Annotated in this window: 11 protein-coding genes; 7 read left to right on the top strand and 4 right to left on the bottom strand. The window is 34.1% G+C overall.

Going from position 1 to position 13046, the window contains the following annotated elements:
- Positions 1–249: 249 nt before the first annotated feature.
- Positions 250–936, top strand: a complete 687-nt coding sequence (locus JQC67_RS08750) for a cell division ATP-binding protein FtsE (protein WP_203252438.1) — start codon at positions 250–252, stop codon at positions 934–936.
- Between the two features lie 37 nt (positions 937–973).
- On the opposite strand, the gene fabG is transcribed toward JQC67_RS08750, so the two are convergent.
- Together fabG and JQC67_RS08740 are read right to left on the bottom strand one after the other, a co-directional pair.
- Positions 974–1711, bottom strand: coding sequence for a 3-oxoacyl-ACP reductase FabG (gene fabG / locus JQC67_RS08745; RefSeq protein WP_203252437.1), 738 nt, complete (start codon positions 1709–1711; stop codon positions 974–976).
- A 75-nt stretch (positions 1712–1786) separates the two neighbouring features.
- Complete coding sequence (locus JQC67_RS08740) at positions 1787–4168, bottom strand: TonB-dependent receptor domain-containing protein (protein ID WP_203252436.1); 2382 nt, start codon at positions 4166–4168, stop codon at positions 1787–1789.
- A gap of 424 nt (positions 4169–4592) precedes the next feature.
- Between JQC67_RS08740 and JQC67_RS08735 the strand changes: the two genes are divergently transcribed.
- The 6 genes from JQC67_RS08735 (at position 4593) to ppgK (ending at position 10170) form a co-directional block, all read left to right on the top strand.
- On the top strand, positions 4593–5378 hold the full coding sequence (locus JQC67_RS08735) for a sensor histidine kinase (RefSeq protein ID WP_238934541.1): 786 nt from the start codon (positions 4593–4595) through the stop codon (positions 5376–5378).
- A 3-nt stretch (positions 5379–5381) separates the two neighbouring features.
- Positions 5382–6089 carry a LytR/AlgR family response regulator transcription factor gene (locus tag JQC67_RS08730; protein ID WP_203252434.1) on the top strand — a complete coding sequence of 236 codons (708 nt, stop codon included), beginning with the start codon at positions 5382–5384 and terminating at the stop codon, positions 6087–6089.
- 20 nt (positions 6090–6109) lie between these two features.
- Complete coding sequence (locus JQC67_RS08725) at positions 6110–6994, top strand: dienelactone hydrolase family protein (RefSeq protein WP_203252433.1); 885 nt, start codon at positions 6110–6112, stop codon at positions 6992–6994.
- A 172-nt stretch (positions 6995–7166) separates the two neighbouring features.
- On the top strand, positions 7167–7850 hold the full coding sequence (locus JQC67_RS08720; protein ID WP_203252432.1) for a hypothetical protein: 684 nt from the start codon (positions 7167–7169) through the stop codon (positions 7848–7850).
- Between the two features lie 68 nt (positions 7851–7918).
- Complete coding sequence (locus tag JQC67_RS08715) at positions 7919–9346, top strand: sulfatase (protein WP_203252431.1); 1428 nt, start codon at positions 7919–7921, stop codon at positions 9344–9346.
- Positions 9347–9417: 71 nt separating this feature from the next.
- Positions 9418–10170 carry a polyphosphate--glucose phosphotransferase gene (gene ppgK / locus JQC67_RS08710; protein WP_203252430.1) on the top strand — a complete coding sequence of 251 codons (753 nt, stop codon included), beginning with the start codon at positions 9418–9420 and terminating at the stop codon, positions 10168–10170.
- A gap of 76 nt (positions 10171–10246) precedes the next feature.
- Here ppgK and JQC67_RS08705 read toward each other — a convergent pair whose 3' ends face one another.
- Entirely contained in the window at positions 10247–11143 is an 897-nt protein-coding gene (locus tag JQC67_RS08705) for a LolA-like protein (RefSeq protein WP_203252429.1), read from the bottom strand.
- 99 nt (positions 11144–11242) lie between these two features.
- A complete protein-coding gene (typA, locus tag JQC67_RS08700; protein WP_203252428.1) occupies positions 11243–13042 on the bottom strand; it encodes a translational GTPase TypA in 1800 nt (599 codons plus the stop codon).
- Positions 13043–13046 lie beyond the last annotated feature (4 nt).

The following is a 13046-nucleotide window of genomic DNA, read 5'->3' as shown; positions in this document are numbered from 1 at the left end:
GCTTTTCGCTGTTGAAAATGCACTACCAGCACTGCAATAATCGCCTATAAAACATGCTAATTCAATTGTGTTCAACACATTAACTTGCACTAATGACGCATTCACACTACAAAGGAAAAATATTTATGATTCGGATGGAAGGGTGTTCAGTTATAACTTATTACTTTTATATCAACAAAGTTCAGTGATTTTGCTTGAAAGAAACACTTTTCAAAAAAGCAATATTACCATAATACACAAACCTAAACAATGTCTGAAGTAATTCTTGAACTCAAAGATGTAGCAGTTTTTCAAAAGGAAAGCCTTGTACTCAACAACATCAGCCTTCACGTCAACAAAGGTGATTTTGTTTATCTCATCGGTAAAACCGGAAGTGGTAAAAGTAGTTTCATGAAAACGCTCTATGGTGACTTGCCGTTGCAACAAGGTACAGGAAGTATTGTTGATTTTGACCTGACAAAACTAAGAGAAAAAGACATTCCTTTTTTACGTAGAAAATTAGGTATTGTTTTTCAAGATTTTAAATTATTACCAGACCGAAATATTTACAATAATCTACTTTTCGTATTAAAAGCAACAGGCTGGAAAGACAGCAAAGCCATCGACAATAAAATTAAAGAAGTTCTTGAAAAAGTTGGAATGCAAACCAAAGGTTTTAAATTTCCGCATCAAGTTTCGGGTGGTGAACAACAACGTGTTGCTATTGCTCGCGCCTTACTTAATGACCCTGAATTAATTATAGCCGATGAGCCTACCGGAAATCTTGATCCACAAACTAGTGTTGAAGTCATGAAAGTACTGCAAGATATCAACAAAGCAGGCCGAACAATTTTAATGGCAACTCATGATTATGCTTTGATTTTAAAATTTCCTTCTAAGACTTTAAAGTTAGATGGAAATCAAGTTTTTGAAGTAATTCAAAGAGCGGGTAGATAGTTTTATTAGGGTTTAAAAATGTTTTTTTAACCAATAATTATCGTGAAGCACCACCATCAATAGTTAAACAGATTCCTGACACATAACGTGCCTCATCAGAAGCTAAATAGAGATAGCCATATGCAATATCAATGGGCTGCGCTACTGATTGTAATGGAATACTTTTTTTTATTTGATCTAAGTGCGCTTCGGGAATTTCTTTTACCATTTCTGTCATGGTAAACCCTGGTGCAATTGCATTTGCAGTAATTCCGAATTTCCCCAATTCAATCGCCCAAGTTTTAGACATTGCAATAACACCCGCCTTTGTTGCCGCATAATTTGTCTGACCGAAATTACCTCGTAAACCAACGTTTGAAGCAGCACTGACAATTCTACCATACTTTTTATTTTTCATATAACCAGCTACAGCCTGTGTACAAATAAATACCCCTTTTAGATTAACTTCAATTACAGCATCCCACTCCGTTTCACTCATCTTCTCTAGTGTTCGATCACGAGTGATGCCTGCATTATTTATTAAAATATCAATCGTACCATATTTGGCGAAAATCTCTGAAAAAAGCTTTTCTACAGCCGATTTGTTTGTTACTGAAATATTATGGTATTGCGCACTACCATTTGCAGCATTAATTTTGTCTGCAACTGCTTGCCCATCAGCTAAAAGATCTATAATAATTACCGTTGCACCTTCTCTTGCAAAAAGCTCAGAAACAGCTTGGCCTATTCCTCTAGCGCCGCCTGTTACAATTGCAATTTTATCTTTTAATCTCATGAAGTTTTTTGAATTTTAAGTTAGCGGGAAACTATTTGCAAGATACTTTAATGCATTTTAATTGCCTACTAACCTTTAAAATCTTCGGCGCTGACCTGAATATTGCATGGCCTCTCCTTTTCCAAAACCATAGCTAAAACCTAATGCAACAAAAGTACCGCGCATACCCCTACTATATACTTCAGAATCATTTTGAGCAATGAGACTTTCATTTATTCGTGATGCAAACAAATCACGAACACTCAAATTTAATACTGCTTTACCTTTCATTATGTTTTTACGAACCCCCATATCCATAAAGAGGAAATCACTTCGTACGCCTTGTACTGTTTTTACTTCAGATTGATAACTACCCGTTGTCTCCACTTCAAAATCAGCTGGCAACTTAAATTTAGCCATTAATTTTGATGTCCATTGATCGCCATTAAAATCAAAAACAGTACTCTCAAAAGTTCCTTCACGTACAAACTGACTCCAATTAAAATCACCATTTAAAGTCATCCATTTAGCGGGACTATATTTACCATTGAATTCAATACCCGTTGTATTATTTTCTCCAATATTTTCTGGTCGTACCGTATTCACATTGCTTTCAATAATTGAGATACGTTCTATAACATCTGTTGTATATCTGTGATACACACCGAAATTTAAAGAAGCTTTTCCTAAAATGTAAATGCTGTTTATCTCGTAAGAATCGGTAAATTCAGGTTGCAAATCTGGATTACCCTGACGGATATTAAAATTATTTCTAATATTGAAAAACGGATTTAGATCCCACATTCTAGGTCTGTAAACTCGTTTAGAATAACCAGCTTGTATAGACACTTTATCACTGAACTTATAAGACGTGTGGGCACTTGGGAAAAAATTTGTGTAATCACGATTATTCTCTTGATTTGTGTTTGCCAGTAACGTATTCAAACTGGTTTGTTCTAATCGTAAACCTGCCATTACACCCCATTTTTCACCTTCATAAGAACCTGTACCATAAAGGCCTAACACATTTTGTTTAAACTCAAATACATTGGTTAAACCTGGATCTAAAACAAAATTAATTCCTTCTAAATTGCTAACCTCAAAATCGTTTGCCACATCATTCAACACATATTGAGCGCCAGATTCTAATTTCCAATTTTCTAAAAATGGTTTTGTATAATCTAGCTTAAACGTGTAAACCGCCTCTTTAAAATCAGTTCGGGTTTTTTGTTGCGAATCATCATAATCACCACTTACTCGCGTATTAAAAAACTCTGAAGACTGATCTTTTGCAAAAAAGCTACCCAATGAGCTGAATACTAAATTGTGATCTTCATCACCTTCAAAATCTTTTTTATACTGTAGTTCAAATTGTAATTTAGGATTGGTGGCCTCAGTTATTTCATTTCGTTGCCATTCAGAAACTATTTGGTTGGCACCTGCAATTTCACTAAAATTTGTTGTGGAAGGTTGATCCTCTTTTTCCATGGCAAAATTACCAGACAAGGTTAACACATTGGTGTCATCAATATAATAATCAGTACCCAAAACAATATTATAGTAGGTTTCATTTCTATATTCTGTTCCGGTTGAAACTATAGTTGTATCACTCACCAAATCAACATTTCTGTTAATTTTATCTTGTGGTAATTCGCGAATACCAAAACCTATTTGCGTGAACAAATTGAACTTTTCACTTCTACGGTTCAAACTCACTCCAATACTATGTGCATCTGGCGCCCCTGTATTTACAGACACAGATCCATTGAAACCTTTACGTTGTTCTTTTTTAATAACGATATTAATGATTCCTGATGTTCCTTCAGCATCATATTTCGCAGACGGATTGGTAATTACCTCTACCCTATCAATCATATCAGCAGTAATGGTACCCAATGTATTGCCTTGCTCACTAGCAATAACTGAAGGTTTTCCATTTATAAGTATTTGTACCCCTTGACTGCCACGTAAACTTATCTCGCCTTCAATATTTACATTTACTGATGGTACATTGTTCAATACTTCCATTGCACTTGCACCTGTTGAACTCAAATCTTTACCTACGTTAAAAACTCTTTTGTCTAATTTGAATTCTGTTCGCGATATTTCACCTTGAACAACAACTTCTTGTAATTGTTCAGCATCCTCTTTCAAAACTACATTTCCTAAATCAATGGTACTGTTTTGAGCAGGTGGTTGCGCAAAAGTCATTGTTTGAAAACCTAAAAAACTGACTTCTATATAAAAATTATCTGCTTCAGTTTCAAATGTAAAACTACCATCTTCAAGTGTGGTGGTGCCATCAATTGGCTTCTTAGTTTCAGCATCTGCAATTAAAACAGTTGCAAACCCTATAGGCTGTTGATTTAGTTCTTCAAGCACAACACCTTTAATTGTGGTACTTGATTGTGCAAAAACATACCCAAAATTTAATAGTAAAAATGTGAACAGAAATAAATTACACACTTTATTTTTCATAACATTCCGATTTTCATTTGATTCTATAAAATTTAGCATTTTAACTCATATTGTCATTTCATATTCTTTAAACGACATAGGTTATCATGCAAACGACATATCTTTTTTGTTCTGACGTTTACCTGTATAAACTTGTCGATGGCAGTATTTTAATTTACTACTTGTTTTAAAATCCTATTTTTATAATATGGTGCCCAAAAAATTTTCATTAAATAGCCTTTCAAAAGAAGTCATTTTTCAGGTAATACTGAACATTGTCTTGTTTTTGTTTTTTTCATTTGACAGAAATGAACCTCAAATTCCCGAATTCAAAATAGTTGCTTTTTTGAATTACGCCTTAGGGGCATTGATTATTAATTTTGTGCTTTTACCGCACTTTTTTTATAGAAAAAAATACTTCTTTTTTTTCTTATATGTTGCCATAATGGTAGCTATAATTATTGCTGTTGAAGAATTAATTCTTGAACGCATTTATTACCCCGACACACGTGGTCAACATTTTCCTGGAGTAATTTATAGCCTATTAGATGTTATGCCTGTTATTACAATTTTAGCTGGGTTTAAATTTGCTTGGGATGCATCAAAAAAACAATTGGAAGTGGAGGAGTTACGTCTGTCTATTCGAGATAGTGAATTACAGTTTTTAAAGTCACAGATTAATCCGCACTTCTTATTCAATAATCTAAACAATCTTTATTCGTACGCGATTATGCAATCGCCAAAAACACCATCAATAATTCTTGAACTTTCATCAGTGTTGCGTTACATGTTATATGATTGCAAAGAAAAATACGTAGCCTTGTCTAAAGAAATAGAACATCTGAAGAATTTCACCAAACTGAATGAATTGCAAATTGAAGAACGTGGCACCGTAACAATAAACACATCAACTACCGAAACTGGTTTTAAAATAGCCCCATTAATTTTAAATGTTTTTATTGAAAATGCTTTCAAACACAGCACAGCAAGTCAATCAAAAGACATTAATATTAAAATAGACTTAACTGTAAATGATGCAGGTATTCTAGATTTTAAGTGCAACAACACTTTTCAACCAGTAGGAAATACAGATAGTCTATCAAAAGGTATTGGTCTACAAAATGTAAAAAAACGATTGCAACTTTTATACCCTGATGCACATGAATTACAAATTAGCGAAAGTGAAAACAATTACGGCGTATCTTTAAAAATGCAATTAAAAACAGTTTAAAAAATGATAGACTGTATTATCATAGAAGACCAACCACCAGCTCAAAGAGTACTCCAAAAGTATATCGGTGACATGGATAACATGAACTTGAAAGCCACATTTGCTGATGCTATTCAAGGTTTGGCTTTTTTAAAAACAGAATCAGTTGATTTAATTTTTTTAGATATTCATCTTCCAAAAATATCAGGAATAGATTTTCTAAAAAGTTTAAATAACAGACCTAATGTAATTTTAACTACGGCCTTTTCTGAGTATGCTTTAGAAAGCTATGAATATGCTGTTTTAGATTATCTTTTAAAGCCTTTTTCTTTTGAACGTTTTGTTCAAGCTGTATCTAAAGTCACTATTTCTCAAACTGAATTATCACAAAAAGAAAAAGAGCTGAATAGTACTGATTCAACAGACATTATATTTATTAAATCAGGATATGAACATATTAAAATCAATATAAGTGATATTCTTTTTATTCAATCTGATGCTGATTACACAGAAATTTTCACTGTTGAAAAAAAGCATCTTTCGCAAGAACCACTTCGTCATTGGGAAGGAATTTTAGATTCTAAAAAATTTATTCGCATTCATAAATCATACATTATTAATATTGCTCGAATTGAAAAAATATCAGGTAACCTTGTTCGCTTAAATGAAAAAACAGCCCTACCAATTGGCCGTGCATTTAAAGAAGATTTTATGAAACGTGTTCTACATTAACTTTTACAAAAAACTAGGCTATGAAAAATTTAAAAAAAGAAGATATTCAACAAGAAGTATTTGATTTATATGATGATTATGCGCACAATCGTGTAAGCAGAAGACTTTTTTTAGACAAACTATCTACTTATGCTGTAGGTGGATTAACGGTTTCATCTTTACTTAGTTTTATATCGCCTGATTACGTCAAAAAAATACAAATTCAACAAGACGACACGCGTTTAAAATCTGAATATATTAATTATGATTCACCTGCTGGTGGAGGCACTATAAAAGGACTTCTTTCAAGACCCGCATCGGCTACTGAAAAACTTCCAGGTATTATCGTAGTACATGAAAACAGAGGTTTAAATCCGCATATTGAAGATGTTGGCAGAAGAGCCGGTTTGGCTGGTTTTATTTCTTTAGCCCCCGATGCTTTAACTCCATTGGGTGGATACCCTGGAAACGATGATGATGGCCGTGAATTGCAACGAAAAAGAGATAGAAACGAAATGTTAACCGACTTCAAAGCTGCTTTTGAATATCTAAAAAAGCATCCGGAGTGTTCTGGAAAAGTAGGTGTGGTAGGATTTTGTTTTGGTGGATGGATTTCGAATATGATGGCGGTTGAGGTGTCAGAATTAGGTGCTGCAGTGCCTTTCTACGGTGGTCAACCAACTGAAAATATTGCTCAAATAAATGCACCACTCATGCTGCATTTCGGAGAATTAGATAAACGTGTCAACGAAGGTTGGCCCGCTTATGAAACTGCTTTAAAAGCAAATGGAAAAGAATATGAAGCTTTTATTTACGAAAATGCAAACCATGGTTTTCATAATGACACCACGCCAAGGTATGATCGTGAAGCGGCAGAATTAGCATGGAATAGAACTATAGACTTCTTTGAGAAGCATTTGAAGTAATAAGTACTAATTCTATTTTGGCAAGTGATGAATAAGGGATGTTGCCTACTGGTTTTATTATCTTCAGTTATAAAATCAGCCACAACTATTAAAACACAAATATTATTCCAGCAATACTTGTTTGTTAAAGGCCTTTTGTAACTTTAAGATGTAGATACTTTTCAACATAGCCATGTCAGCACAAGAAATACAGCATTCTGATTATCGAATACGCAAACTTATCGGCGCTTTGGGCTTAGCACTACCCTTTCTACTTCCGTTGACAGAAGGCCAATTTTTATCGTCGATAAGCCATTATTACTACCTCTCTTTTTCATCATTATTATTCATCATAATCTTATCTAGTTTTGGTTTGTTTTTAATTTCATACAGAGGTTATAAAGTAGATGCAACAGAAAAAATAAGCGATGATATGCTCACTAATATTGGTGGAATTGCAGCATTGATTGTTGTGTTTTTTCCCACCTATTGCTCAAGCAGTGAAAGTATACCAATTAATGATTTGTGCGTTTCAAATAGCTACCCTCTTTTAGGTCATAATGACAAAACAACAAATACGATTCATTTAATAAGCGCAGCAGTTTTTATTTTTACAATGGGATGGATGTCAAAATTCAAATTCACTAGAGGAAACAATACTACAAACAATAAAATTTACGCGATTTGTGGTAACATTGTATGGGGCACTTTAGTTCTTTTATTCATGCTTTTTATTGCTGATTTAATACAAGATGGCTTTAAAATTACCAAATACGATGTTTATATTTTAGAAACTATTGCAGTAGTACCATTTGCAGTTTCATGGCTAATAAAAGGAAAAACCATGGAACATATTAAAGAACTATTCATTAAATAATTTGAACTCAAAAGCCATTGAAAACTTCACTAATAAGATTACTATTATTTATTTTTTCTATTGCCCTAATGAGTTGCAGCAATGAACCAGAAAAAACTGTTAGACCAAATATTCTTTTTATAGCCGTTGATGATTTACGTGCAGAACTTGGGACTTATGGCAAAGATTATGTGATTTCACCAAATATAGATGCCTTGGCGTCAGAAGGATCACTTTTTATGAATCACTATGTACAAGTACCTACTTGTGGTGCTTCTAGACATTCTTTATTAACAGGTTATCGCCCGTGGAAGCCCATTCATTTATCAAATAATGCTATTGAAAAAGAGCTTTCAGATAAACCTATAGATTCGTTACCAGAAACATTCATTCATCGCTTTAAACAAGAAGGTTATCATACGGTCGGAATAGGAAAAATTAGTCATTCGGCAGATGGATTTGTTTATGACTATGAAGCTACGCCGTCAAAAAAAAGAGAATTACCACAAAGCTGGACTGAACTTCTCTTCAACGCAGGAAAATGGAAAACGGGTTGGAATGCCTTTTTCGCATATGCAAATGGTGAAAATAGACAAAGTTTAAAAAAGCAAGTAAAACCCTATGAAGCTGGTGAAGTAGATGATGAAGGATACCCTGACGGACTCACTACAAATCTAGCGATAGCAAAACTTCGCGAACTCAAAAATCAAAATAAACCATTTTTTATGGGTGTTGGCTTTTTCAAACCGCACTTACCGTTTAATGCGCCAAAAAAATATTGGGATTTATACAATCGAGATTCACTACTTATAAGTGACAACCCTAATATTCCAGAACATATAAATTTAAAGAGTTTACATGAAAGTGGAGAGTTTAATCAATATGCCTTAGGCGATGAAAAAGCTAGTCTCTCAAAATCTGTATCTGAAGCATATGCTCGAAAATTAAAACATGCCTACTTAGCTTCAATTAGCTATATCGATGCACAGATAGGAAAGCTTACTCAAGAGTTAAAGGCTACTGGTCTTGATAAAAATACCATCATCGTGCTTTGGGGTGATCATGGATGGCACCTAGGCGACCAACGTGTATGGGGTAAGCATACGTTATTTGAAAATGCATTGAAAAGTACCTTAATAGTGAAATCTCCATACTTGACACACAAGAATAAAAGGGTTAATCAAATTGTAGAATCCGTAGACATTTATCCAACTTTATTAGAATTAGCGAATATCCCTTTAGAGCAAAAATTAGATGGAGATAGTTTCTTAAAATCAATGGACGAAAAAGATAAAGAGGATGTTGCTTATAGCTATTTTAAACAAGGCATTTCACTGCGTACCAAGGATTATAGACTTACTAAATATTATAGCAATGACAACCCTAGAATTGAGTTGTATGACCATAGACAAACTGACAAAGAACACATAAATATAGCAGCTGAAAATCTTGATATTGTGGAAAAATTACTCCCCCTTTTAGAACAGGGAAATGCAGGGCTATACAGCGAAAATTAGAGTCTATCCATCTTTACTTAAATTCTCACAAAAGTTTTTCTTATTTTGCAGTTCTTAACATAAAAATAACAATGGTTGTACTCGGTATTGATATTGGTGGCTCTGGCATGAAAGGGGCTTTAGTAGACTCAGAAACAGGCAAAATGTTGACCGAACGGCATCGAATACCTACTCCTCCATCAAGAAAACCTAAAGAAATGGCAAAGGTTGTGGCTGAAATAGTCAAACATTTTGACCATAAAGGTCCAGTTGGAGTTGGTTTTCCAACGGTTATTAAAAATGGCATTTGCATGTCTCCGGGTAATCTACATAAAAAGTGGCTTGATGTTAATGTAAAAGAATTATTTAGTACCGCTACAGGTTTAGACGTAACTGTAGTAAATGATGCTGATGCCGCTGGTTTTGCTACGGTAAACTACGGAATTGGCAAAGGCAAACAAGGCCTGGTTCTTATGATTACTATTGGAACTGGTTTGGGTAGTGGAGCTTTCTTTAATGGTGAATTAATTCCGAATTTTGAACTTGGGCAAATTCCATATAAAAAACACAAAAAAATAGAACTCTGGGCCGCTGATTCGGCGAAAACCAGAGACGGACTTACCTATAAACAATGGGGCAAACGTTTTAATAAATTTTTGAAGTATGTAGAATTAATTATTTCGCCTGATTTAATTATTCTAGGTGGTGGTATATCTAAAAACTTTAAGGAATTTAAAGAATACATTACAATTGACACCACAGTAGTACCCGCAGAATTACGAAATTCCGCAGGCATAGTAGGCGCCGCAGCTGCTGCCATACATAAAAATTTAAAAGATATTTAATATACTTTCAAACAACTCTAAATTAAAAAAACCTGAACTTTTGTTCAGGTTTTTTTATGAGGCAACTATACTTCAATTATTTGCTAATAATTTTTGCTCCCTCTGGTGCTTCAAAATAACCATCTTTTAAGTTCTGAACATATTTAATATCAGTTATTTCAATTTTAGTTATATACTCGCCTTGTTGTTGGTTTTCTAATGTCCAATGAGTTTTAAGTCCGTTAGGCAATAACACTCCACTTACATTTACTAATTCACCGACCTCCATAAATTTCTCTGGATTGTGTCCTCCATCCTTAAAATACTTTGGATAAGAAACTATATATCTAGTTGCTGTTAACAAATGACTTTCTTTATCGAATTGTAAAATATAATAATCATCAGGTGCATCACCAGTTCCCGCTTCAAAAGTTACTTTTACCACATCATTAACTTTGCCTTTATAGCTTGTTTCTGGTAATAATTCTAAATTAACACCTTCACCATCGAGAATAAAAGGGTGTCCAAATAGATATAATGGTGTTAAGGCCCAAAACTTGGTATCGTAAGCAAACGCCGTAGAATCTTTTGCTTGCACCCAAGCTGTAGATCCATCCCATCCAAATTTTGCATCCTTATCAGTTGTACTTGTATGCAAAGCTCTGTTATTCCATACATCAACAACTTGATAACTATCACGAACTGTACTGCCATCTAATGGTTGATAGTTAAAGCGAAAAGATAAAGCTCCGTTGCTATACCATTTATACAGCCCTCCATGGGCCTCCATTGCCTGCCAGACGATTTTACCCGCTTCACTACCTGCTAACCTTTCTTTTGCTTTTGCAACTCTGTTAGCAACCCAAGAATCAGGAACTATTTCTTTTGTTTCTAAGGTTATTTCTGTTTTCTTTTCAGTAGTTTTTGATTCATTTTTACAGCCTACAATAAAAAGTAATGCTATTAAACTAACTGCTTTTATTATTATTTTCATAAGCTCACATTTTAATTAAGCGTGGGTAGTCGGAACATAAACATTCTCATTACATAACAAAGCAAAAAAAAACCTGAACATATGTTCAGGTTTTTTGTCTTACGCTATTTTATTTCGCTTTCGATCTACTTCAGTTAAATAAATCTTACGTAGCCTTAAATGTTTAGGCGTTACTTCAACGTATTCATCTTTTTGAATGTATTCTAATGCTTCTTCCAAAGAAAACTTAATTGCCGGAACAATTTTAGCTTTATCATCTGCTCCTGAAGAACGTACGTTTGAAAGCTTCTTAGTTTTAGTGATATTAATTGTCATATCATCACCACGTGAATTCTCGCCAATTACTTGACCTTCATAAATATCTTCACCTGGATCAACAAAAAACTTACCACGATCCTGTAATTTATCAATAGAATAAGGAATTGCTTTTCCTTTTTCCATAGATACCAAAGAACCGTTTTGACGTTGTGGAATATCACCTTTCATTGGCTGATACTCTAAAAAGCGGTGTGCCATAATTGCTTCACCAGCAGTTGCTGTTAACAATTGATTACGTAAACCAATGATACCACGAGAAGGAATTAAAAATTCACAAATCATACGATCACCTTTGGCTTCCATACTCGTCATCTCCCCTTTTCGTATTGATACCATTTCTACAGCTTTACCAGAAACAGTTTCTGGTAAATCTATAGTTAATGATTCAATTGGCTCACATTTAACCCCATCAACTTCTTTGATAATAACTTGAGGTTGACCAATTTGCAATTCGTACCCTTCACGACGCATGGTCTCAATTAATACAGATAAGTGTAAAACACCACGGCCGAATACTAAAAACTTATCAGCACTATCAGTTTCATTAAGACGCAAGGCTAAATTCTTTTCAAGTTCACGCTCTAAACGCTCTTTAATATGTCTTGAAGTAACAAATTTACCATCTTGACCAAAAAACGGACTATCATTAATAGTAAACAACATACTCATTGTTGGTTCATCAATAGCAATTGTTTTTAAACCTTCTGGGTTTTCTAAATCTGCTACTGTATCGCCAATTTCAAATCCTTCAATACCTGTTATAGCACAAATATCTCCGGTTGTCACTTCTTTTACTTTTAGTCTTCCCAAACCTTCAAATATAAAAAGCTCTTTTATTTTTGATTTTACAATACTACCATCCCTTTTAACCAAAGAAATTTGTTGCCCTTCTTTTAAACCACCTCTAATTAATCTTCCGATAGCTATTCTTCCAGTAAACGAAGAGAAATCTAAAGAAGTAATTAACATTTGAGTGTTGCCTTCTGTAGGCTCAAAAGTTGGAATATGCTCAACAACCATATCTAATAATGGCTCAATATTATCTGTAATATTATCCCATTCAGTACTCATCCAATTATTTTTTGCCGAACCATAAACGGTAGGGAAATCTAATTGCCATTCTTCAGCACCTAATTCAAACATCAAATCAAAAACCTTTTCATGAACTTCTTCAGGAGTACAGTTTTCTTTATCTACCTTATTGATTACCACACAAGGTTTCAAGCCTAAATCAATCGCTTTTTGCAGTACAAAACGCGTTTGTGGCATTGGACCTTCAAAGGCATCAACCAACAATAAAACTCCATCAGCCATATTCAATACACGCTCAACCTCACCACCAAAATCGGCGTGACCAGGTGTATCGATAATGTTAATCTTGGTATCTTTATAAACCACAGAAACGTTTTTAGAAGTAATTGTAATTCCTCTTTCACGTTCTAAATCGTTATTATCCAAAATCAAATCTCCAGTGTTTTGATTTTCACGAAACAACTGGCAATGGTACATAATCTTATCAACCAATGTGGTTTTACCGTGGTCAACGTGGGCAATAATGGCAATATTCTTTGTTACAGACATAAGT

This window comes from Aurantibacter crassamenti (assembly GCF_016811105.1).
Taxonomy (GTDB): Bacteria; Bacteroidota; Bacteroidia; order Flavobacteriales; family Flavobacteriaceae; genus Aurantibacter_A; species Aurantibacter_A crassamenti.
Note: the sequence above shows the minus strand (reverse complement) of the source record. Positions and strands in the feature narration are given on the sequence as shown.